Annotated in this window: 18 protein-coding genes; 10 read left to right on the top strand and 8 right to left on the bottom strand. The window is 56.1% G+C overall.

Features of this window, described 5'->3' with window-relative positions; all coding sequences use genetic code 11:
• Position 1: 1 nt before the first annotated feature.
• Both ACLIKD_RS09895 and ACLIKD_RS09890 read left to right on the top strand, forming a co-directional pair.
• On the top strand, positions 2-766 hold the full coding sequence (locus ACLIKD_RS09895; protein WP_428828185.1) for a tetratricopeptide repeat protein: 765 nt from the start codon (positions 2-4) through the stop codon (positions 764-766).
• A gap of 14 nt (positions 767-780) precedes the next feature.
• Entirely contained in the window at positions 781-1,995 is a 1,215-nt protein-coding gene (locus ACLIKD_RS09890) for a DegT/DnrJ/EryC1/StrS family aminotransferase (RefSeq protein ID WP_428828184.1), read from the top strand.
• Between the two features lie 45 nt (positions 1,996-2,040).
• On the opposite strand, the gene ACLIKD_RS09885 is transcribed toward ACLIKD_RS09890, so the two are convergent.
• The 3 genes from ACLIKD_RS09885 to ACLIKD_RS09875 form a co-directional block, all read right to left on the bottom strand.
• Complete coding sequence (locus ACLIKD_RS09885) at positions 2,041-3,054, bottom strand: acyltransferase family protein (protein ID WP_428828183.1); 1,014 nt, start codon at positions 3,052-3,054, stop codon at positions 2,041-2,043.
• Positions 3,055-3,107: 53 nt separating this feature from the next.
• A complete protein-coding gene (locus ACLIKD_RS09880; protein WP_428828182.1) occupies positions 3,108-4,802 on the bottom strand; it encodes an asparagine synthetase B family protein in 1,695 nt (564 codons plus the stop codon).
• A gap of 109 nt (positions 4,803-4,911) precedes the next feature.
• The gene (locus tag ACLIKD_RS09875) at positions 4,912-6,045 is read right to left on the bottom strand and encodes a GNAT family N-acetyltransferase (RefSeq protein ID WP_428828181.1); all 1,134 of its coding nucleotides are present in this window, start codon (positions 6,043-6,045) and stop codon (positions 4,912-4,914) included.
• Between the two features lie 378 nt (positions 6,046-6,423).
• Between ACLIKD_RS09875 and ACLIKD_RS09870 the strand changes: the two genes are divergently transcribed.
• From ACLIKD_RS09870 to ACLIKD_RS09835, 8 genes are all read left to right on the top strand, one after another.
• Positions 6,424-7,008, top strand: a complete 585-nt coding sequence (locus tag ACLIKD_RS09870) for a hypothetical protein (RefSeq protein ID WP_428828180.1) — start codon at positions 6,424-6,426, stop codon at positions 7,006-7,008.
• Positions 7,005-7,967: a polysaccharide deacetylase family protein gene (locus ACLIKD_RS09865; RefSeq protein ID WP_428828179.1), complete on the top strand. Its 963-nt coding sequence runs from the start codon at positions 7,005-7,007 to the stop codon at positions 7,965-7,967. The genes ACLIKD_RS09870 and ACLIKD_RS09865 overlap by 4 nt, the downstream gene beginning before the upstream one ends.
• Before the next feature lie 134 nt (positions 7,968-8,101).
• The gene (locus tag ACLIKD_RS09860; RefSeq protein WP_428828178.1) at positions 8,102-9,421 is read left to right on the top strand and encodes a hypothetical protein; all 1,320 of its coding nucleotides are present in this window, start codon (positions 8,102-8,104) and stop codon (positions 9,419-9,421) included.
• Between the two features lie 39 nt (positions 9,422-9,460).
• Positions 9,461-9,850: a GtrA family protein gene (locus ACLIKD_RS09855; protein ID WP_428828177.1), complete on the top strand. Its 390-nt coding sequence runs from the start codon at positions 9,461-9,463 to the stop codon at positions 9,848-9,850.
• Entirely contained in the window at positions 9,823-10,848 is a 1,026-nt protein-coding gene (locus tag ACLIKD_RS09850; RefSeq protein WP_428828176.1) for a glycosyltransferase family 2 protein, read from the top strand. The genes ACLIKD_RS09855 and ACLIKD_RS09850 overlap by 28 nt, the downstream gene beginning before the upstream one ends.
• Complete coding sequence (locus ACLIKD_RS09845) at positions 10,845-11,954, top strand: acyltransferase family protein (protein WP_428828175.1); 1,110 nt, start codon at positions 10,845-10,847, stop codon at positions 11,952-11,954. Before ACLIKD_RS09850 ends, ACLIKD_RS09845 begins: the two co-directional genes overlap by 4 nt.
• Positions 11,947-13,161 carry a hypothetical protein gene (locus tag ACLIKD_RS09840; RefSeq protein WP_428828174.1) on the top strand — a complete coding sequence of 405 codons (1,215 nt, stop codon included), beginning with the start codon at positions 11,947-11,949 and terminating at the stop codon, positions 13,159-13,161. The genes ACLIKD_RS09845 and ACLIKD_RS09840 overlap by 8 nt, the downstream gene beginning before the upstream one ends.
• Before the next feature lie 7 nt (positions 13,162-13,168).
• The gene (locus ACLIKD_RS09835) at positions 13,169-16,435 is read left to right on the top strand and encodes a VanZ family protein (RefSeq protein ID WP_428828173.1); all 3,267 of its coding nucleotides are present in this window, start codon (positions 13,169-13,171) and stop codon (positions 16,433-16,435) included.
• Between the two features lie 14 nt (positions 16,436-16,449).
• On the opposite strand, the gene ACLIKD_RS09830 is transcribed toward ACLIKD_RS09835, so the two are convergent.
• From ACLIKD_RS09830 to ACLIKD_RS09810, 5 genes are read right to left on the bottom strand one after another with little or no spacing between them, the layout of a single operon-like run.
• Positions 16,450-17,412, bottom strand: coding sequence for a polysaccharide deacetylase family protein (locus ACLIKD_RS09830; protein ID WP_428828172.1), 963 nt, complete (start codon positions 17,410-17,412; stop codon positions 16,450-16,452).
• On the bottom strand, positions 17,409-18,728 hold the full coding sequence (locus tag ACLIKD_RS09825; protein WP_428828171.1) for a putative O-glycosylation ligase, exosortase A system-associated: 1,320 nt from the start codon (positions 18,726-18,728) through the stop codon (positions 17,409-17,411). Before ACLIKD_RS09825 ends, ACLIKD_RS09830 begins: the two co-directional genes overlap by 4 nt.
• On the bottom strand, positions 18,721-20,103 hold the full coding sequence (locus ACLIKD_RS09820; protein ID WP_428828170.1) for a phenylacetate--CoA ligase family protein: 1,383 nt from the start codon (positions 20,101-20,103) through the stop codon (positions 18,721-18,723). The genes ACLIKD_RS09825 and ACLIKD_RS09820 overlap by 8 nt, the downstream gene beginning before the upstream one ends.
• Positions 20,100-22,244, bottom strand: a complete 2,145-nt coding sequence (locus tag ACLIKD_RS09815) for a glycosyltransferase (protein ID WP_428828169.1) — start codon at positions 22,242-22,244, stop codon at positions 20,100-20,102. The genes ACLIKD_RS09820 and ACLIKD_RS09815 overlap by 4 nt, the downstream gene beginning before the upstream one ends.
• Positions 22,241-23,557 carry a nucleotide sugar dehydrogenase gene (locus tag ACLIKD_RS09810; protein ID WP_428828168.1) on the bottom strand — a complete coding sequence of 439 codons (1,317 nt, stop codon included), beginning with the start codon at positions 23,555-23,557 and terminating at the stop codon, positions 22,241-22,243. The genes ACLIKD_RS09815 and ACLIKD_RS09810 overlap by 4 nt, the downstream gene beginning before the upstream one ends.
• Positions 23,558-23,577: the final 20 nt, after the last annotated feature.

The raw sequence follows: 23,577 nt of genomic DNA, 5'->3' as shown, positions 1-23,577 counted from the left end.
GATGCGCATTTCCGCTAATGGCCGCACAGGGTCTGTTTTTGCCAGGTTTGCCTGCGCTGTTGGAATGGTTTGGGTGCAGAACCTCGCCTACGCCGACGTGACTGCGTGTGGTCCGTTAACGAACCATTTCGGGCCATTTGATTATCATGCTTCGCCTCCGGAAAGACGCAATCTTGTCGAGAATGCGCATTTCACGCAGGACGTAGAGCGTTTGCGACGTGGACAGAGTACAGCGGTTATCGGAGCAGACATTCATTACACGTTAATGGTCTTTCCGAATCATCCACGTGCCTTGCTCGCGATGTCCAATCTTGCCCAGAAAGAGAAGGTTACCAAGCCCGCTGGCTCCGGGTTTACTGTGGATTGCTGGTTTGATCGAGCGATCCGCTTTCGTGATGAAGACGCCACGGTGCGTATGCTTTTCGGAATCTATTTGCTGAAAACGAATAGAGCGGAGCTGGCAGTAGTGCAACTGGAAAAAGCTTCGGAGTTCGAGGGGGAAAATGCAAATCTGGCCTATAACCTGGGCTTGGCGTATTTCGATCTTCATAATTATCAGAAGTCGCTAGCTTTTGCTCACCAAGCCTATGAGCAAGGCTTTCCGCTACCCGGGTTGAGAAATAAATTGAAGCGGATTGGCAAATGGAGCGATCCCGTCCTCAAACCGAAGACTACGGATGAGAAAAGTGATCCTGAGGCATCACGATCCCCCAATAGTGAAAGCGAGAAAGATGCATCGGTCGAGGCACAAGAGTCCGTTCGTTAACCTTTTCAGACGAGATGCCCGGTTTGTCTGTACGAATATATCAATTCGATCCTTCGCCGTGTAATTTCCCGCCGGCAAAAGTTCCTGTCTTGCCCCGGTTTTCGCTGCATTCTCTGTCTTTTGGATGGGGCGATAGCAAGCCGTCGGTTTTCGCTCAGGAGGAAGTCCAGCATTTTGTCAGAGGGCGCTACGCTCTTCTGGAGGCTTTTCGCTCGGCAGGAATTGGGCCGGGAGGCGCATTGTTGGCTCCGGCCTATCACTGTCGGACCATGATAGACCCGGCGTTTCGTCTGGGCGCTACCGTCCACTTGTATTCCCTGACGCCTGATCTTCGGCCAAATTTGGACTCAATACACGATCTTGTCCTGCGCTTCAAATCGCCTGCGCCACGTGCATTGCTGGTGCCGCATTATTTCGGGTTTGCCCAATTCCTTTCAGAACTCGTTGCTTTTTGTGCAGAACACCAGCTTCTGTTGATCGAGGATTGTTCCCATAGCTATTTTGGTCAGACTGATTTGGGGCTGGTCGGATCGGTTGGCGACTATTCGGTGGCAAGTCCCTACAAGTTTTTCCCGTGTATCGAGGGTGGGGTTTTGCGGTCGAAAAACGCATCACAAGCCTGCACCTTCTCCGGAAAAAGGCGTCAGGCCAAAGCCGAAGCCAGTTTGCTGTTGCAGTGCCTGCAAGATGTCCGGTCACCCCGATCTGTGCCACAACTCGCTAATGAGAATGTTGCGGCTCTCGATTCCGAACTGAAAAGGATTCTGCTTGCCGGTGCCAAGCAGCCGTTGGATGGGTTGATATCGCAGGCGGCGATATCGCCTCATTACCAAATATCCGACGAGGCGAGGCAATCTGCGCAGTTGTCCCGGTGGATAGTCCGGCACACAAATATTTCCGAACTCATTGAACTACGCAGACGAAATTTCCTTCGATGGCTAGATGTATTGCGCGGGCTGCCGAACTGCAAGCCTCTTTTCTCAGAACTGCCCGAAGACGTTGTTCCCTATATGTTTCCTTGTTACATCGAAAATCCGCAGGAACATTTCGTTTTGCTGAAACGGCTGGGCTTTCCATTGTGGCGATGGGACGAAATGATGCTGTCCGATTGCCAGGTTGCAGGGACGTATCGGACTCATCTCATCCATTTGCCGTGTCATCAGGCACTTGAACCCGCACAAATAGAATGGATGATCAGCGCTTTTACCATGGTGATGCGGCAGTCTTAGCAGACTTGGCGCTATCTCTAGAGTCTGCAGTAAAGCTTGTTTTTCCTACATGTTTCGATTTAGCCAGGCCCTGACCGGATTCTCGAACAGATAGAAGGAAGCCAGGCTGATTAGCATGGCAGCAAGCAGGGCGCCGCCGGGAGGGAAGCTGGTTCTGAAAGAGTAGAAAGGTTGCTGCCAGATGTAGATCGAGTACGACCAGATGCCCAGCAGACGAATTGCTGGATGGGCCAGCGATGACCGTACCAGCGCCGGCGTTTCGGACAAGTGATTGACCGTAAAGGCCAGCAGGAAGGGTGATATCAACATTGCGCTCCACCACGGGGCGAAAGTCGTATAGCAGTATGCGGTGGCGATGAAGGTGATCACCGGCATCCATGGCTTCACCAGATGGGCCATTCGATGGCGAAACAGAAAGTAGCCGGCCGAGAGCAAAAGGTGTGAGGCCACGACTTCGGTTCCCAATGCGCCGGATTTCGGGGCAAGCCCGGGTAGCTTGATATAGGCAATATGGATTGCTATTGAGAGAATTCCCGCAGCTATCAGGACAACGCCCCGCCATTGCTTGAGGAAGGTGAGCAGGGTGAGCAGGCTGAGAAAAATGTAGCAGTGTTCTTCGGCATTGAGTGACCAGAGGTGCCCGATTGGCAGGCTGGAGTGCCAGATATCCGGGGAGTCGGGGATGTAGGTGCGAAGAAACAGCACCGTCGATACGAACTCGACCCAGGAAAATGGCTTGTTGGCCCACCAGGCAATGGTGTGGCTGACCAGCACGAACAAGAGGAAGACCGGAAGAATCCGGCTTGCCCGGCGTTGGTAAAAGGTACTGAGCGGCACTCCCCGGACAAACAGGATGTTGCTCATTAACATGCCCGAGAGACAAAAAAAGACATCTACGCCGAATCGGCCACTAATCAGCCACCCAGGCGGACCGATAAAGTGTTCATGCAGAACGAGGGCGATCGCGATGCCCCGCCAACCGTCCAGGTAGTCCACCCGCTCAAGCTCGCTGCCACCATGTGCCTCGGCAGTGGCAACCAGCGAGTTGCGGTCGGTCAAAGATTGCTCCGCGGGCAGGTCAGGCAGGTCATCGGATCATTGGAGCAGAGAGGTTAGGCCCGGAACGTCGGGGCATGCTGTTGCAGCCACTGTTCCAGCATCATCAAGATCCACACCAATTCGCCATAGTAGCCGGGGTGGGCCGGCAGCAGGTCGCTAACCAGGCTGCGGAGGAAGGCCGGTTCGACGATGTTGCGCTGGCTCAGGGAGGCCAGGGTGTCTTCCGCCAGCCTGCGCAAGGCTTGGTCGGTGCATACCCAAACACCGAATGGCAGGCCGAATCCGTGTTTCTTTTTGGTGATGATGGCATCGGGGAGGAAGCCCCGCAGCGCTTCCTTGAAGAACCAGCGCAGTTTCAGACCCTTGAGTTTGTAGTCAGGCGGAAGCCCGAGCGAGAACTCTAGCAGCCGGTCATCGAGGAAGGGGAAGCCGACTTCGACGTTGGCAAGCTTGGTGGTGCCGCAAACCTTCGGCAGATCGTTTTCCGCCAGGGTGTAGCGCCAATCGAAGGCGAGCATGCGGTTGATTTGCGAGTCAGCCTTGGCGGCCCGCCAGGTTTCCTGCTGCATGCGCAGGGGGTCGGATTGATCCACCCGGTTGAGAAAATCGGCGGTCAGGACCTTCTCCGGGCCAAGCCTTAGCAAAAGGTTGTACATCTCGGTGCGGTCCGGTAGCGGTACCCGCGCTTGCTCGACATAACTTACGCCTTTTTTGATCAGCGGAATGTGATCCATGCCAGGCAGAGCCAGGACGGGTTCGAGGAATCCTTTGCGCACCAGCTTCGGAATGTTGTCATACCAGCCGAAGACACGTTGCTTGGCGTAGCGGGTATTGCCGCCGAACAGTTCGTCACCGCCATCGCCGGCCAACATCTTGTCGACACCATCCGCCTTGGCCACCTTGGCGCAATAGAAGGCCGGCAGTGCCGACGAATTGCCGAAGGGCTGATCGTAGGAACCCGCGACTTCGGGAATGCCTTGCACGAGGTCTGCCGGTGTGACGTAGTACTCGTGATGCTCGGTATTGAAATGTCGAGCGGCGATCCGGGCATACTCCATCTCATCGTAGCCTTGGGCGTCGAAGCCAATCGAGTAGCTGGCGGTACGCTGTCCGGAAACTTTGTTGATCAGACCGGCGACGGTAGAGCTGTCAGTGCCGCCGCTGAGAAAGCAGCCGATCTGCTGGTGCTGGTAGCCCTCTGTCTGGGTTTTTACGGCTTCACCGAGGATGTCGAGGAAGGTGCCGCGAAAGCTTTCGAAGGATTCTCTGTGGTTTTCGTTGAAGGTCGGTATCCAGTAGGGCGCGACCGTGACTTTGCCGTTTTCGCAAAGAACGTAATGGCCGGGGGGAACCCGGTAGATGTCCTTGAAAATGGTCCTGGGTGACGGGATGTTGTGAAAGAAGAGATAGTCGAAGATGGCTTGCGGATCGATCGCCGTGCTTGCGTCGGCCAAGGCGTCGGCCCGCTCGGCGAAGCGTAGCGTGTTGCCATCCTGGCGGTAGCAGAGGGTGCGGATGGCAAAGCGATCCACGGCCAGAAAGACCCGACCTGCCGCATCGCGAATGGCCACCGCAAAATCGCCGGCCGCTTGAAGCGGGCTGGCGACGCCGTCGCGCTCGAAGGCTGAGGCCCAGGCGCTGGCCGTTCCCTGCGTTTTGGCTAGCGCGGCCAGACTGGCCTCGGTAAAGCGGGGACTGCCGAGGCATAGTTGGGCGGTGGCGGAGCTGGATTCTGAAATGGTGTTCATATCGTTTCGCTTGATCAGGCTTGGGTAGGCCGGTTTGTTGGTTCTTGAGGGATCGTGGCTGGAAGACAAACTGCAGGTCTATGGATTCGGTGGGTTGCTTGGCGACCGGCTATTCTGGGGCATTGTTTTTACGCGGAAAGCGTTGGCGAAGCGTCGTAATGACCCGGCGAGCCCAGCGGCCCAGGAAATGCCGACTTGCTGCCAGGAGGCCAGTGACGGTGCCGGGGTTGAACGCGACGATGCCGAAGCGTTCTCGCCGGTGCGACATCCAGTGACGTTTGTAGGCATCATCGCCGCTCAGGTAGTCCACCTCCCGAACCTTGTCGATATCGATGGCGCGTCTGATCATTTCGGCGGTCAGTACTGCGCCGCCGGATAGTGCTGCCTGTGCATGGTCATAAGCAATTTTGTAGATTAGTGCTCGACCGCCGATTACCAACCACAGCTGGGCGGCAATCGCCTCGCCGTTGTAACGCAGTACCCCGAGGCGCAGCGAGCCATTGGTCGCTGCAGTCCGGCACAAGCCTTGAATAAATTCCGGGTAGGGCTCGGCTTGTTTCCAGCTTAGAGCGTAAACCCGTTCAAACGAGGTAACCGCTTCGTCCAATTCGGTGCCAGGAGCGACGTGGATGACGATGTCCCATGGTCCCGAGGCATCCAGTTTTTTCCTGGCGCGGGAGATGTTGCTGCGCAGTTTCGACGACAGGCTCTTCAGATATTGTTCGAAGGTGCGGCCGGCAACATCAAGATACCAATTGCCAAAACAGAAGTAGCTATCCGTCCAGTAGCCGGCGTTTTTCAGTCCCGTCTTCATAGCGCTGAAAAAGTGGCTATCGGCATCAAGAGGGCGCAGGTTGATTACCGGCCATTGCGGCTTGGCTGCCTTGATCTTCCGGCATACCAGATTCCACGTCTCGGAAGCCTTGCTGCCGCAACTGCCGATCGGACCAAAAAGGCAGCTATAGAAATTGCTGAGACTGGTGAGCGTGGTGGGGGCGGTGTTTTCAGAACGGACATTGTCAGCCATCGGCAAACAGGCACAGGGTGAACCGTCAACTTCCACGACAACGAGGTGCAGGCGGGCGCCAGCGTCAAACCCCGTGCTGGCGAGATTCTCGAACCAGTCGCAGGTGAAGAAAATATCGGTAGCGCCGTGGTCAACGGATTGTGGCCACGGGAGATTGCGTAGCGCCGTAAAGCTATCCAGAATCAGGACTTGTGGTTGTTGGGGGGTGAGCTCCACCTTGCCTCACTTCTTTCTGCCGAAAAAATCAGGGAACCCGATTATCTCTGATCAGCGGCTATGACGTTGTGGAAAATATCACGGCGTGAGGCTGTTGAAAGAATGCCAATGTCGCATAAAAATGGAACTGAATTATGCTGATAGCGTGTCTGCAAAGAGACGCACCAAGCTTGATTCGATAACGCTTTGACAAGTTCTAGATGCTACCCTAGCGAAAAATGCTCTTGGCTGTTTGCTCAGGCCAAAAACACGTGAGACTCCCGAGGTTACTCTTGCCAAAAGATCACAACAAAGAAATTGCCGATTTGAAAAACATTGTTATAGCAACATGGCTTCACGGTTGGTGCCATTGAAATGAATTCTGGATCGCTACACACATTGAATGACAGGCTTCGTTCGCTGATAGACATCAATTACGGGACATTTCGCGGCTTTGTACGACTGATGCTTGGCGAAGCAGAGTTTCTTTCCGGTCGCTTGCGCACTTTTGTTGAGTTGCGGCCGGATCGGGTGAACCGACTGGTCTTCGTCTGCCTAGGAAATATCAATCGCAGCGCGTTTGCTGGCGTTATTGCAGACACGCTTGGTGTGCGGACGATTTCGATTGGGCTGTCGACCACCACCGGCGCTCGCGCATTCGAGACAGCTGTTGAAACTGCTCCTATCTATGGCCACGATCTTTCGGCACACAAGGCCACCGATTTTTCCGACTATGTATTTGTCCCCGGCGACCTGTTACTCGTCATGGAGGTCAGACATGCCAGCGAGTTGATTCGGCGAGGCATTCCTCCCGATGCCATCGCCTTGCTCGGACACTGGTCTCGTCCCCACCGCATTCACATTCACGATCCGCACCTGCTATCCGACAGGTATTTCCGAACATGTTTTTCCATCCTGCATTCGGCGGTCGTAAATCTCGTCGATGAACTGCGCAGCGCGAACAGTCCATGCGTCAAGCCATGAAGGTCTATCTCACTTTTGACATCGAGGTCTGGTGCGACGGCTGGGAGAGCCTTGACGAGCGGTTTCCGGCCAGCTTCGAGCGTTACGTCTATGGCCGTTCCAAGCGGGGGCAGTACGCCTTGCCAAAGACATTGGAGATTCTCGACCGCCACGGGCTGAAAGGCGTGTTTTTTGTCGAACCTCTGTTTGCCGGGCGTTTCGGTATCGAGCATTTGGCAATCATCGTCGAGATGATTCAGGCCGCGGGACACGATGTCCAATTGCATCTGCATCCCGAATGGACCGATGAAATCCGGCCATTGCTCTTTCCCGGAGCCAACCGGAAGCGCCAGCATCTCTCGTACTACACGCTGGATGAGCAAATTGTGCTACTCAACTATGGACGAGATCTTCTGGCGCGTGCCGGGTGCGATCGGATCACCGCCTTCCGGGCTGGCAGCTTTGCCTGCAATTCAGATACCTATCGTGCCCTTCGGCATTGCGGGATCATCCTCGATAGCAGCCTCAACGCGGTGCATCCGGATAGCGGCGTCGATTTGCGGGGCATGCTGGATTTTCACCATCCGCAGCAGTTGGAAGGCGTTTCCATTTTTCCGATGACCGTATTCCGGGATGGATTGGGCAAGCTGAGGCCCGCCCAGGTCGGTGCCTGTAGTGCCGCCGAATTGCGCGAGGCACTTGAGTCGGCCGCCGATAATGGCATCCAGCATTTCGTTGTGCTCTCGCACAATTTTGAAATGCTGAAACAGGGGCGTTGTGAACCCGATGGGATTGTTGTCAGGCGCTTTGAGGAACTCTGCGCATTTCTGGCCGGAAATCCTGACAAGTTTGAGGTGAGCAAGTTCAGCCCGGCACCTATGATTGGTATTGAGTCGGGGCAAAAAAATATGGCGCACGCTGGCATGGCGGCGACATTGCGACGACACGGCGAACAATTGGCGCGAAGGCTGTTCGGCTAATCCCTCGCGGTTACGAGCCGCGTACATTGGGAGAAAAAGAACGTGAGCATTTATTTTGATTGAATGACGAACCATTTGTGCTGAGCACAATCCTAATGCGATGCAGGGTCTGCAAACCAAAGGGAGGGGTTGCGATGACGTTTCGCATTCAATTCGGGCCAGTTCTCGAAAGCCGGGTCTTTGTTCTCGTTTGTTTTGCCGTGTTCATCCTGGTGCGTCTGGCGCTGGTATTCCTAGTCCCGGTTACTCCCATGTCGGATGGTGCATGGTACCTAGAGCGCGCCACCATTCTCCATCTACAGGGTGAGTATTCGGAAAGCGGCATCCCCACCGCCTATTGGCCGGTTGGTTACCCGGCATTTCTAGCCGGAATTTTCGCATTTACCGGCCCATCACTCCTTGCCGTGCAACTTGCCAATGTCGTGCTTGCTGGGGCCTCGTTCTGGCTGCTTTATGTTTTAGCGATTCGTCTTTCCGCCAATATTCAGGTTGCGGGCCTGACCGTCCTGCTTTTTACGCTGCACATCAATGGGATCGGCTATACCCCGTTGGTGTTGACAGAGATTTTGTACGTTGCGCTGCTCTTGGTCAGTGCGGTGCTTCTGATCGGATCAGAAGATACTTGGCGATTATTGGGGGGCGGACTAATCCTTGGTCTTGCAACGCTCGTCAAAACCCAGACCATCCTTCTGGCGCCTTTCTTTGCATTGCTTTGCCTGCTCGACAGGTTCTCACTTCAGTCTTTCAAGATTGCCACCGGACGGGCTGTTCTGGTTGGGCTTGTCGCGCTGCTGGTAGTTCTACCGTGGAGTTTTCGCAATTACAACGTATTTGGCTCATTCGTCCTGGTCTCAACAAATGGTGGCATGACCCTGCTGACCGGGAACAATCCTTCGGTCGTTGGCGACTATGCCCACAATTTTTCAGAGTCCGATCCATTGGTCAAGGAGGCGAAGTTCTCCGTTGCAGACCAAGTCGCCGCTGACAAAAGAGCATCGGCGCTGGGCTGGAAATGGATTCGAGAACATCCTGGAACATTTTTGTCACTCATTCCCAAGAAAATGCTACGTCTCTGGGGGCCTGATGGAGAAAGTGAATGGGCCTACCAGTTGGGTACTCCCGAGTATGAGCAAAAAAAAATATGGTTCCGCTCGATACGCTATGTCAACCAGGGCTTTTATGGTCTGGTGATGCTTGCCTTTGCGTATTTTTCCATCGTTCAAATACGTTTGTGTACGGCTAACCCTCGTTTGTTTCTGGGCTTGCTTCTCGTCGGGTTTTCGAGTGCCTTATGCATTGTCTTCTCGGGGCAGTCGCGTTACCACTATCCGGCCATGCCATTCATATTCCTAATGGTTTCCTGGGCGGCTGTAAATGCACAAAGGCTGCGTCTCTTCAAGGCACGTCCGGTGGGAGTGAGAGATGAAGAGACGAGATCCCGCAAGCATCTTTGAACCTGTCTGCCAGATATGAAAGCGCCTCAATACCGACCGATGATCAAGACTTTTGCCAATCAGTTTTCGAAATTTGCCGCTGTTGGCGCAGTGGGTACCTTATTTCATTACCTGCTATTGATCGCATTGGTTTCCGGGTTTTCGGTATTGCCAGTTCTTGCTACATCATGTGGCGCTGTTCTCGGCGCGTTGGTTAATTACTGGCTGAATCGCGTTTTCACTTTCCAGAGCGAACGCCAACATCGGGAAGCTTTGCCAAGGTATCTGCTTATGGCGAGCGTCGGACTGGGGTTGAATGCACTCTTGCTGGGCGCTTTGGTGAGCCAGGGAATGCACTATTTGGTTGCGCAGCTACTGGCGACCGGCTTCATTTTAATGACTAACTACATTGTGAGTCGAAAATGGATATTTCCTCAGCCGAACGATTGAGTGCCTCAGCCGAGAGTCGCCAATGGACCCCGAGCATTTCTGTCGTGGTCCCTGCGTACAACGAAGAGGAGGTGCTTCCCGAGTTCTACCGACGTACTTCGACTGTTCTGCGTGCGCTCGGCGTTCCCTATGAAATTGTCTTCGTTAATGACGGAAGCAATGACAGCACGCTGGTTGTCATGACGGGGCTCAGGCAGCAGGATCCAAATGTTACGGTCGTCGATCTGTCGCGAAACTTTGGTAAGGAAATTGCACTGACGGCAGGCCTGGATCAATGCTGTGGGGATGTCGTGGTGATCATCGATGCCGACCTTCAGGATCCTCCCGAGATGATTCCCGAATTTATCGAGGGATGGCGGGAAGGATTTGATGTTGTCTATGCCGTGAGGACTGAACGTGAAGGCGAAACGTGGCTCAAGAAGCTGACGGCCCACACTTTTTATCGCCTGATGCAAGCCATCAGTCGCGTCAAGATCCCAAAGGATACCGGTGATTTTCGATTGATGACCCAGCGGTCTATTCAGGCATTGGGCGGGTTACGGGAGCATCACCGCTTCATGAAGGGGTTGTTTGCCTGGGTCGGATTCCGCTCCAAACCCGTGTACTACAAACGCGATCCCCGCGCGGCAGGCCAGACAAAGTGGAATTACTGGAAACTGTGGAATTTGGCTGTGGAAGGCTTTACATCATTCACGATCGCCCCGCTAAAGATCGCCACCTACTTCGGGCTGGGCATTGCCATGCTTGCTTTAGTCTATGCGTTGGTCGTCATCTACAAGACGCTCGCCTACGGCGATCCGGTGCGCGGCTATCCATCGCTGATGGTTGTTGTGCTCTTCCTGGGCGGTATTCAGTTGCTATTTACCGGCATCCTAGGTGAATATCTCGGCCGCGTGTTCAACGAAGTCAAACAGAGGCCTCTGTATATTCTTGACACTGTATTTCCATCGTCTTTACTCGAAAATAAATCGAACCGGAATCCTGCTGATAACTCATGAATCGCCCTTTCTCGGTCTACCTCGACCTGGTTCGCTTCATCGCTGCCGTATTGGTTTATTTATACCATTCAAATCAGCGTTTCCTGATTGAGCAGATTCTTCCCGCCAGCAATTTTGGCCATAGCGCGGTGATTGTCTTTTTCGTCCTCTCCGGGTTTGTCATCGCTTTCGTGACGACCACCAAGGAGACGACTCTGTCAGCCTATTCTGCCAGCCGAATTTCGCGGGTTTTCTCGGTAGCCATTCCTGCCTTGGTATTGACCATCGTGCTCGACAGTATTGGTCGAGAGCTCTACCGTGATATCTATGAAGGCTATCCATACGACCAGTTCATGGCCCGCATCGGCGGCAGCCTGTTGCTGGTCAACGAGATATGGCTGATTTCGATTACCAGTTTCTCGAACGTGCCTTATTGGTCAATCTGCTATGAATGGTGGTACTACGTCGCTTTTGGCATGGTGATGTTTCTGCCTCGTCGTCAGGGACTTCTGATTGTGGCGGTGACAATGTTGATCATTGGGCCGAAGGTCATTCTTCTCGCACCGATCTGGTGGCTGGGGGTGCTCCTTTATCATTGGCGGGCACCGCGCGAGATGTCTCCGGTAGCATCGTGGAGCATGGTGTTGGTTTCTATCGTTGGGATTGTTCTCTATCACGCCTGGGGTATAAGCGAGATTGTCTCTGAATGGCTGAAAAGCCTTATTGGTGCCGATCTTCACCGTTCCCTGACCTTTTCCAAGTTTTTTGTTGCCGACTACCTGCTGGGGGTTTTGGTGTTCATGAATTTTGCCGGTATGCGCAACGTTGCGGCGGCCCATGGAAGTGTCCTTATGGTCGTCGAAAAGCCTGTCCGTTTCGTGGCTAATTACACCTTTACGCTCTATCTGCTGCATCAGCCTCTTTTCCTTTTCTGGGGGAGCGTCGTCCAGGGCGACCCGAAAACCCCCTGGTTCTGGGTTACCGTCACCGTCCTGATGGCCGGATCCGTCGGCGTGGTCGGTCACTTCACCGAGAACCGTCGGCAAGACCTGCGTCAATGGCTGATCAGACGGTTTTCAAGGCTGATGCCTGCCACCACTGCTGCAGGAGCCTCGAGAAATGTCTGATTTGACGTGCCGGCCACCCTGTTATGTTCTCGGCCTGGAGTCCCAAATTGGCCTGGGTTTGGTTCGCGAGCTGGGCCGGGCCGGAATCCCGGTGATCGGAATCGCCCTCAGTCCTGACGCCATCGGCTTGCGCTCACGTTATCTGACCGCTGGCACCGTTCTGAAACATCCCCGCAGCGACGAGGGATTGAGCGAGATTCGAGCTCTCGGGGAACAATACGGCCCGGGCTATTTGTTGACCGTTTCCGAAGCCAATACGCGCTGGTTGATCGACCATGCCGACGAAATGGGCGTGATCCGACCGCTTGTTCCATCGCGCGAGGCGTTCGACATTGTTCTCGATAAACAGAGGACTCTTGATGCTGCTCGGGCTGTTGGTTTGACTACTCCCGCCAGTCTTTGTCCCGGCAGATGGGCGGAAGTCGAGCACTTGGCAGCATCCTTTCCTTTTCCCGCCGTGCTCAAATGGTCAGATCCCAATCTCGTTGCGGGCGCCCTGTCCGCTGCGGGAATCGACATGATCAAGGCGGAATATGTTTATTCGGCCGAAGAGTTCCTCGTCGCGGCACAGCGTTACCGGCCGATCGCCGTTTGGCCTCTCGTCCAGGAGTATTGTCCCGGGGTCGGACTCGGTCAGTTTTTCTTTATGCACAACGGGGAAGCCGTGCGTCGCTTCCAGCATATCCGGATTGCAGAGTGGCCACCGGAAGGGGGGTTCTCCAGCGTCTGCGATGCCGTACCCCTCGATTGTCAAAGTGCGCTGCAGAACAAATCTATCGAGCTTCTGCAGAGCATCGGCTGGGAGGGGGTGGCCATGGTCGAATATCGCTATGATCCAGCTAGCGGCAGAGCGCTGTTGATGGAGGTCAATGGGCGATATTGGGGCAGTTTTCCTTTGGCCATGCATTGTGGGGCGGGGTTCGCTTTGCTTTCTTACGGCCTGCAGGGGGAGGGGAGAATGCCCACCCTGCCGCTCTTGCGGGAGGATATTCGCTGCCGGATGGTCGCTACCGAGTTGAAGCGCTTGGTCCGCATCCTGTTTCAGCGAAACCGCATCCGTGATCGAACCTTTGTGGCCAAGCCATTTGCGGAAATAATCCGTTTTCTTGGCGATTTCTTGCGTCCGTCGGTTCGCTACTACGTCTGGAGCCTGACCGATCCGATGCCGTTTTTTCAGGACGTCAGAAATGCCGTTCGGGTTCGGTAGTTATTAGATGGCCAAGCGCGGTAGCAGCTGGCACCATTTCTACTGGCTCCTCGCCTATTGTGCGTTCGTCATCTACGGAAGCCTGGTTCCTCTGGAGTTCCACGCCCATCCACTCGATTGGGCCTGGGCCAGATTCCAGCAGATGCCGATGCTTCGCTTGGGGATCGAAAGTCGCGCCGACTGGATCGCCAATGGCATTCTCTATATTCCGCTTGGTTTTCTTGCTGCCAATCTGCTGAGCGAAAAGCAATCGGGTGATGGTCGCCTGTCCAGGCTGGCCTTGTCTGCTGTCTTTTGTTGCTGTCTGGCACTCGCTATCGAATTTGCGCAAATTTTTTTTCCTCCTCGCACCGTTTCCCTCAACGATATCCTTGCCGAATCTTTGGGCAGCATTGTCGGTATCGTGCTGGCAGCTTATGGAACTGCATGGTTTCGCAGCTTGCTCAGCACCAACTTGGTCGACCACACGCGATTTCTCAACCTGATCCTGCAGTCGTACCTGTTTGCCTTTGTCGCCCTCGCGCTTTTTCCTTACGACTTCGTGTTGTCGGCCCATGAACTGGCCATCAAGGCGGCTTCGGACAATTGGAGCTGGTGGCAGGCCGACACCGCCGAGCATCGGGGAGTCATGTGGTCCTTGTTGCGTCCCGCAATCGAAGTCGCGACTACATTGCCTATCGGTATCCTCGTCGCCCGGCGGAGCAAGGCCAAGCTTGGCGGTTCGGTAGCGGCACTTCGTTTTGGCTTCATTCTCGGATTGCTGATCGAGACCGCACAGTTTTTTACCTATTCAGGCCTCAGTCAGGGGCTTTCGCTGATTACTCGCGCGCTTGGTTGCTGGCTGGGCGCCGTGTTGTGGAGGCGCCGCGCCAGTTATGGCGAGGGAAGAGTCGCCACAACAATTCGGCGCCTGACGCTTCCCTTGATGCCGGTTTATCTGATTGCGGTGCTGGCGCTCAATGGCTGGTTCAGCCGCCAATGGCAAGGTCTTGACGGTGCCATTGCAGCCTTATCGGAGGTGCATTTTCTTCCGTTTTATTATCACTACTTCACCACTGAGGCTCATGCGCTGTCGAGTCTGATTTCGGTAGCGGCTCTATATGCGCCGATTGGCGTCGCAGTCTGGGCGTTTGGCCGATCCCCACTCTTGGCCGCATTTCTTGCTTTTTTACTTGGGCTGGGCGTTGAAACCAGCCGGCTCTTCCTGGCTGGTGCTCATCCGGATCCGACCAACATCCTGATCGCTGGTGCGGCCGCCTGTTTTGCCACCGCTCTTGTGGCGCAACTTACCCGTTCGTTGCGGGCCGAACAGAGCGATCGATATGTAGCCCCGGCAGAGGCAAGCCAAGCCCCTCTTGCTGCCGCTACGCGGCAGAGTCTCCCGATCTCGGCAACCGGGTTTGTTCGGCACCCTAGCGCGATGGGACTTTTCGGGATTTTGGTCGCTGTCTCAGCGACAGTGCTCTGGCTCTCCAGTTTTCCTCTACAGCCAGTACTCCTGGTCTTTGTTCTGACGGCCTTTGCCGTTGTTATCTGGATCCGCCCGCTGCTTCTGGTCGCGCTCGTTCCCGCTAGCCTGCCGGTCTTTGACTTGGCCCCATGGAGTGGGCGTTTCTATATTGACGAGTTTGATGCCCTTTTATTACTTGGGCTGGCCATCGCCTACGGGCGTACGCCGCCGGTGAAAGAGAGAGGTCGCGACGGGCTTCTGAAGGCCTGCCTTGGTTTGCTTGCTCTCAGTGTTGCCATCGCCGTGTTGATTCCGCTGGTGCCGTGGCCAGGCGCGGATATCAATGCCTTGATCAGCTATTTCAGTCCGTTCAATGGCTTGCGTATTGGCAAGGGGCTATTGTGGGGCATCCTGTTTTGTGGGGTGATGTATCGCTTGGCTCGTCACGATCAACCGGTCGCCCTGTTTTTTGCTCGTGGCATTGTCCTGGGCCTTGTGGCGACCTTGACCATCGTCTTGTGGGAGCGCTCGATCTTTGGCGGGCTGGGTAGTCTGGCCAGTGACTATCGGATTACCGGTCCGTTCTCCAGCATGCATAACGGCGGTGCATATATTGAGTGTTTTTTTACTCTGGCCGTACCGTTTGTCATCTTTCTGCAGGCCTCCAGCAAGGCCAAGGGCGCCAAGCTGTTCGGCGCAGCGTTGCTGTTACTGACGACCTATGCGCTGATGCTGACATATTCACGCAATGGCTATCTGGCCTTTGCCGTTGCGACACTCCTTGGTTTTGCCACAACAGCAGTGGGTACTCAAGGACGACATAAGTTGTACCGAAGTGGAGCAATCCTGCTGCTTGCTTGCGCCATGGCAGCGGTGGCAATACCAATATTTTCCGGGAAAGTCGCTCAGGAGCGGATGGCTCATCTGGGGACCGATTTCGACACCCGTCTGGCGCATTGGCAGGATGCGCTCAATATTCGGGATGAAGGTTGGGCGACCGCACTTTTTGGCATGGGGCTGGGACGCTACCCGGAAACCCACTATTGGCGGAGCGGCGAACCCGAACGTACGGCGCAGTATCGCCTGGAGCAGGAGGGCGACAATACGTTTTTGCGCATCTCTGCCGGACAGCCGATTTATGTCGAGCAGTTGGTGAACGTTGGGGCTGAGCCAGCCTATCGTGTGAGTTTCGATATCCGTACAGCGGCTCCGGCGCCCGGCGCGGTCGTTGCTACTTTGTGCGAAAAATGGATGCTCGCCTCGTCGACTTGTGCGGGGCGTCTCGAAGCTCCGCTAACCGGGCCTTCCGGTTCTTGGCAACATGTCGAACAGCCAATCGATGCCGGCGGCTTGGTCGGGCGTCCCTGGTTTGCTCGCGGTCCGGTCAAACTGACGATATTCAACAGCAGCAAGCTCAGTGTGGACATTGACAACATCCGCCTGGAAACGCCGTATCGTCAGGATTTGATCGAGAACGGCGATTTCAGTCAGGGTATGGATGCATGGTTTTTTGCTTCCGACAGCCATCTTCCATGGCACACCAAGAGTCTGCCGGTTGGTCTGTTGTTCGACCAGGGGTGGCTAGGCCTGCTTGCCTTTGCAGCGTTTGGCGGCTTATGTCTGGTTCGCGCCGCAATCCGGATCCGCCAAGGCGACCTGGCCGCCGGTGCGGCATTCGCCGCGCTGACGGGCTTTCTAATCGTCGGGCTGTTCGACACCCTGATCGATGCGCCAAGGTTTCTTTTTCTCTTCGTAGTCCTGGGCGTGCTCTGCAGCCTTCCGCCAAGCAGTCAATCCCGCGCCCATTTAAAGCCCAGAAATTAGCCGGGAGCTGAAAATCAGGCGGTATGAGGCTTCGAGAAAAGCAGATTGGCCAGCATTCTTACGCCGAATTTCAGCGGCTGGCGATCCCACGGTGTAAAGCGTCGCAGTTGGAAGGGGTCCGTCTTGAGCGATGAAACGCCGGGCGCAGTTGAGACGGCCGCGGCGAAACCAGCAGCTTTGGCCATGGTCGCATGTTTGGCAAGATAATCGCGGCCCGGCTTGCCATTGGGATAGGCAAAGAGCGTCACGGATTCGCCGATAATTTGTTCCAGCCGATCCTTGCCATTTACAATTTCCGCCATCGCTTCGGCATCGGAAAGGCTGGCCAGTATCGGGTGTGAACAGGTATGGGCGCCAATCTGCATGCCAGCCTGCCGCAGTTGCCTGACCTGGCCGGAGGTCATCATCAGATCATCGGGAAGCGCAATGCCAATCCGTCCGGCAATAGCTTCGACGGCATGGTTGCGGGGGCCTGGTTCGAGGTACTTGATCTGGCCGAGCAGCGATTCGATGGCCTGCCGGCGCTCATCGAATGAAGCCAGCGAGTACGTCCCGAAACCGAGATCGGCGAGTTCCAGTTTTTCTAGGGAACAGCCGCGGACTGCTTCAATGACGGTATCGTTCCACATCCGCCCGCCATCAAGAAACGACGTGGCAACGAAAAAAGTGGCAACCATGCCATGACGCTGGAGGATGGGCAACGCAACCTGGGCATTGTCGGCGTAGCCATCATCAAACGTGATGGCCAAAGCTCTGGCCGGCAAGGTTCCGGCGGAAAGCCTGGAGGCCGCTTCGTCAAGCGGCAGCACCTGAAACCAGCGGCCGACCCAGGAAAGGATTTCATCGAATCGACGGGCATCCGGTTCTCCGGGGAAAATCGGATCGGGCTTGGCCAATACCCGATGAAATATCAGGATCGACAAACGACTCCCTTTGCCAGAGGGGGACAACAGGGCTGTTGCAGTTTTCAGGATCATTGTCGTACGGGATTCATTGTGTCGTTTTTAACCATGCGCTCCACCGGTACCGATGAGCCGAAGGCGCCATCGTGATCGGTTTCCCAACGTTTGTCCCTGAGCCAGCGCTGCGCTACCACCAGAACAACCAGTATGTTGTATGGCAAATCGAAGTAGGCGAGGCTGAGGAAGGCCCCGCCGACCGCATAGCCGACCAGAGAAACCTGACACATGCCGGCCAGATGGAAAAGCCACTGGGTTTCGATGCGGTCTCTAGCCTCCTTTCGAATCTGTCCGGCTGTTCGGAAAGCGAACCACCAGATCAGCAGGAAAAGGAACAGGCCGATGTAGCCATGTTCACCCAGAACCGAGAAATATATGCTGTGGGCAACATGCAGATCTGTTGGGTTGGGGGCGAACTGGGCAAATAAGTCGGGGGTGTAGATCTCGAAGCCGCCTCCGAACAGTTTCTCATTGGCGATGTTGAAGGTGAACCGCCAGGCATTGATCCGTCCCATGGCCGAACCGTCTTCTTCATAATTGTTGATGGTATTCATCCGCTGATTCCAGGAGGCTGGCATGAAAGCGACCAATGCAGCAGCCAGCAGCGCAACAGCAATACCCGATACGAATTTTTTGTCCGAGCGCAGCCACAGCACCAGGCCCATTGCCGATATGGCCAACAACGCTCCGCGCGACTGGGTTCCCAGGGCGGCGATGGCCGAGAACACCATCAAAACAAGTAGCCCGAGGCGTATCCAGGGGCGGGTTGCCACGGCCCGAAGATAGTTCAACAACGGGATAGCAATGATCAGGGCCACCGCAAGCTCGTTATTTCCTTCGATGAAGCCGCCGGCCGGCCCCCAAACGGTGCCGTTGCCACCTGTCTGGATGGTGAACAGCCCGCCCTTGAGTCCGTAGAAACCAATGGACAGGGCGTTGACCCAGATGAACAGCTCGATGTGCTTGCGGTTTTGCAGAGCAGCCATGGCTACCAAGGTCATTAACTGGATCTTGAGGATCTTCTTCAGCTGTTCGAAGGATCCGTCGGGATCGAAGCCCATCGCAGTCGTCAGACACATCCACAAGACGAAGATGATCAGCGTGGTGACTGCCGGGTGGCTGGGTAGCTTTACCCGGTCCTTGGTAAAAACCATGGAAACCATTGCCGCACCCGCGGCTATTGCGGCAAACGGGAAGGAGTATGCAAAGCCGAAGGCCATCTTGTGGGGGTTCATGATGCTGACCCAGGTCCACAAAAGTACTGCGGCATAGGTATGGCGCAGTGCCAGGGGCAGCGCACCGAGCAAGATGCAGATCAGAAAAATGTCACGCATGCGGATTTGCCACGTCGGCGCCGGGTCTCCCTGCCACTTTGCTCACCACATAGCGAAACTTGCCTGACGCTTCGCGGGGAATCTCCTCCACATAGGTGAATGTAACCGTGACATCTTGGCCCAGGCGTCCTTTGTAGTCCTTCAGAATTCGCGCCTCGCCCTCCGCATTGAACGGCGGCTTGGTGACCAGGAGCAACTCGGTATGATCCAGGGAGTGTTGCACGATCTTGAAACGCTGTACCCCTGGAACATCGCGTACGGTGTAGATCAGCGCCAGGCCATGGATCACCGTACCATCGGCGGCCACCACAAAATCAGTACTCCGTCCCTGGATTTCCTTGACCAGCGGCAAGGTGCGCCCGCAGGCGCAGAGTTCATCGGAGAGAACGGCGATATCGCCGGTACGGTAGCGAACGAATGGGAAATCGTGGGTGGCGGTATGGGTAACGACAATTTCCCCGGCTTCACCTGGGGGTAGAACGCGACCGTCGGCGTCGACGATCTCGACGATGATGTCCTCCGCTTGCAGGTGCATGCCGCCCTGCGGGCACTCGTGGGCGATGAACCCGGCGTCGCGCGCCCCATAGCCATTGGCTACCGGGCAGCCGAAGACCTTGCTGATGGTTGCGCGCTGCTCATCGTAGAGGCGTTCGCTGGTGACGAAGGCCACCTTGATGCCGAGATTGTCCATGCGCAAGCCCTGCGATTCGGCATGCGCGGCGATCAGCGACAGCGATGACGGATAGCCGAAAAGCATGGTCGGACGGCGTTCCCGGATTGTTGCGACGAAACGGTCAAGGTTGGCCACCGACATCTCGAAGGCGGGGAGCAATTCCGTGCGCAGCAAGCGATCCCGCAAGATGCGCAGGCGATCCTGGGCACCCAGTTCGATCGGGCTTCCCCAGACGACGATTTCCGGATCGCCGATATCGACGCCCCACCAACGGGTTACTCGCCACTTGGCCCCGACATCGTGACTTTTGCGGTCCTTGCCAATGAAGAAAATCAAAGGCTCGCCGGAGGATCCTCCCGTGTTATAGCGGGACAGATCTACTGCATCGTCGGCCTTGATTCTGTCGCCGGCAGCGCGCATCGCGGCCTTGTCGGTCAACGGCAGGCGCTGGAGATCGGCAATGGATGTGATGGACGCCGGATCGAATGAATTGGCTGCGAACAGATCGCGGTAGTAAGGGACATTCTTGCCGATACGCATCAGAAAAGTTTTCAGGCGTTCGACACGCCAGGCTTCGAGCTGCCCGCGCGGCCAACGTTCCTGTTCTTCCAGACGCCGCCGGACGGCTACCGACTGATGATGCTTCAGGCGTTCATGGAGCGGAAAAATTACCTGGGAACACAGCGTAGTGTAGAGACTCATGACGTTTTTCCAAATACCTTTCGACTGGCTGCCACGGCACGGTACAGATCCATCCATTGGTCGCGCACCTTGCTCCAGGCATAGGCTTGCGCCTGCTTGATGCCTTCGGTTGTCAGGCGGTCGGCCAGCGTGCTCTCTGCCAATAGACGGAGAACGGCGGCGGCCATTGCCTGCGGATCGTTTGGCGGCACGAGCAGAGCGGATTGCTCGTGCTTGGCCATGAACGGGATGCCGCCGACGTCGGTCGTCACTACCGGAACGCCGCTGGCGTAAGCTTCGAGGATCGAAATCGGCATGTTATCGACGGTGCTTGGATTTAATGCAATATCGGCACACGCGTAGAGCGAGGCAATGCTGTCATTGTCGATACGTCCCGCGAACCGGGTTGCTCCCGACAGACCAAGTTCCTCAACTAGGCTCTCGCAAGCCGCCTGTTCGGGTCCGGTTCCGGCTACTGTCAGACGAGCTTCCGGGTATTCTTTCCGGACCAGGGCAAAGCAGCGAATCGCAGTGGGAATGTCATATATTGGTTCCAGATTGCGGGTTACGATCAGGTGCGGGGACCCTGCTACCAGTTGCCGTCCTTCCGGACTGAAGCGTTGGAGATCGACGATGTTCGGAACGATGTGGGCTGAAAGATCGTATTTCGCAAAGACCTCCTGTAAGAACCCGGAGGGAGTGACTAGCGCGGCGGCGTCACCCAGCATGCGCTGAACGTAGCGCGGCGCAGACTTCAGGAAAGGATCGGCATTGCCGCCCCGATAATTGACAATCACCGGGACACCGCGCCAACGGGCGATGACAATGGCTGGTGCGGCAAAAAGGTGCCAGGCCCAACCCGAATTGGCAAAAATATGGATAACCTGGTTTCGGCCAGCGGCCCGCCACAAGGCCAAGGCGTAGGGAATCAGACGGAATGCGGCGCGTAGCACGGGAATGTCGGCTACCCAGGCCGGTTGATAGGGTGCGTTGGTCTGAACCTGTTCGACCGGTACTCCATCATCCCGGAGCAGGCGAACCAGTTGCCGACACTGATTGGCCATGCCTCCCGAAGGCGGTGGGATCGGTCCGACGACGGTAATTCTGGGCATCGACACATCTGCCTCTAACGGCTGAGAATCGGCCATCCCCCAGTCTTCGCGCGGGGCTTTTCGCCATTGCCAGAACAGCCATGCGGCGAGCAGGAGCAGCACCAGAGCGAGCACCACGGCCGTCTTGATGGCGCTTTGCAGCGAGGCCAGCGCGGCAATCCGGGGAGTGCTTTCCGGCGTGGCGATAATACGCAGACCGGGTTCGATGCCAACAACGATCCCAGCCAGTTGTTCCAGATGACGGGAAATGGCACCGGCTCCTCGTACCCAGACATTTCTATCTACTGAAACGACGTTGTTGCCCCACCACAGGTACCACTCACTCTGGCCACGGCGAAAATAATCATAGGCTTTTTCGATATGGACATAACCGGGGCGGGCTTTGGGGTTGAGCGGAACGATCTCGAATGCTCCGCGTTCACCGCGCAAGGCGGCTCTGAGTTCCAGGGCCGACAAGGGCTCCCTGGTAATTGCATCGACAAACAGATAGTTGTTGAAAACATCTATCGCCCGCCAGTGGCCGCTGGCAGGATCCCAGACTTCATTGAAAATATGACCGTGGCCGCCGTACCCATCGAACGAAAAGGACCACAGACGGGTCTCGATGCCCGCCGCCTGGGCCAATCCGGTGAAGACATCGGAAAAATCTCCGCAATAGCCTTCACCGGACTGCGTAATTCGTCGATAGCTGTCTTCGAGTCCGGACATGATCGGACCGCCATCGCCCAGACGCATTTGCAGGTGCCGGGCGACGCTTAGCGTTCTCTGCCAGGTGTCCGGCTCTGACTGCAGCCCCATTTGGGCGATCACCGAGGCGAACGTCGGTAAAGGCGGTTGTGTTTCCCGGCGGAAATCGGCTGGCGCGTTTTCCGGGGACCAATTCAGTGTAGCGGCCGATTCGACGCCTTGGTAAAGCAGCGCGTTGCGCAGACGGACCGCTTCACTGCTGGGCACGGCTTGCGCCAATACCCAGCCAATAACGATGGCGAGCAGGAGCAGGTCAACCGCCAGCAGGCGCTTGAACCATTTCCGCTCCAATCCGGAGATCACCAGCAGAGACCCTCGACACGGCCAGGTAGCCCAATATCCTTGGGCAGGCCAACCAGATCAAGGATGTAGTGCTTCTCCGAAACGTGTTGCTGGAGGGCTGCGAATATTTCCTTGGTGGCCAGGCCGACAACCAGGACATCACACTCGGCCGCCACCTCGGCAAGGTTCTCGCGCATCAGTTCGCCCAAGTGGGGAACGTGTTGCTCGATGAACCGGCGATTGGCGCCCAAAAGGCGGGAAAGGTGTACTTCGGGGTCGTACACCCGAAGTTGCACCCCTTTGCCGACCAGTTGTTCGGCCAGGGTAACCAGCGGCGATTCGCGCAGGTCATCCGTGCCGGTCTTGAACGACAGTCCGACGAACCCAACTTTGCGGGAACCCGTGGCGAGCACTTTCTGGATGGCGTGTTCAACGTGAATCTTGTTGGAGGCCAGGATGCCGGCGTGCATCGGCAAGTCGATATCGCGCTGTTTGCCGAGGTACACCGTAGCGCGCAGATCCTTGGGCAGGCATGAACCGCCGAAGGCATAGCCGGGCATCATGTAGGCTTTCGAGATGTTGAGCTGGGTATCACGGCAGACCAGGTCCATGACCTGAAAGGCATCGACGCCCAAGGCTTCGCACAGCCGGGCGGTTTCATTGGCAAAGGTGATTTTCAGTGCGTGGAAGTTATTGCAGCAATACTTGACCATTTCGGCCGAGCGCACGCTGGTGCGATAGAACTCGCAGGGGAGGTGGCCGAACAGGGAGCGCAACTGGTCGGCAGGGTAATCGTGATTGCAGCCGACGATGGTGAAGGGCGGTTTGTCATAGTCACGAATGGAACTGCCTTCGCGCAAGAATTCCGGCTGGAAGCAGCAGAAGAAGTCGACCCCTTCCACTTTTCCGGAGGCTGCTTCGATGATCGGCCGGATGACATCTTCCACCGTGCCGGGCACCAGTGTGGAGCGGAAGACGAAGATATGCGGCGCGGTCTTTTCGCGCATTGCCTCGCCCACTTGCTGAGCAAGGCGCAGCATGGCCGTCTGGTCTTGGCTACCGTTGGTGGCCGAAGGCGTACCAACGCAAACCAGTGAAATATCCGACTCGGCAATGGCCTTGGCCGAGTCCTGGGTTACCGAGACCAGACCGGAGGCAACGACCCGTTGCATCAGATCGATCATGCCTTCCTCGACAACCGGTGTATTTCCTCCGCTGATGAGGTCGAGCTTGGTCTGGTCGACATCGACGCCAATAACCTGATGACCATCTCGGGCGAGACAGGCCAGTGATACTGCACCCACATACCCTAAACCAAAGATACTGATTTTCATTGGATTACCTCATAAGCAAG

It is taken from the genome of Azonexus sp. IMCC34842, assembly GCF_050368855.1.
Lineage (GTDB): Bacteria > Pseudomonadota > Gammaproteobacteria > Burkholderiales > Rhodocyclaceae > Azonexus > Azonexus denitrificans_A.
This window is presented reverse-complemented; position numbering and strand designations above follow the sequence as displayed.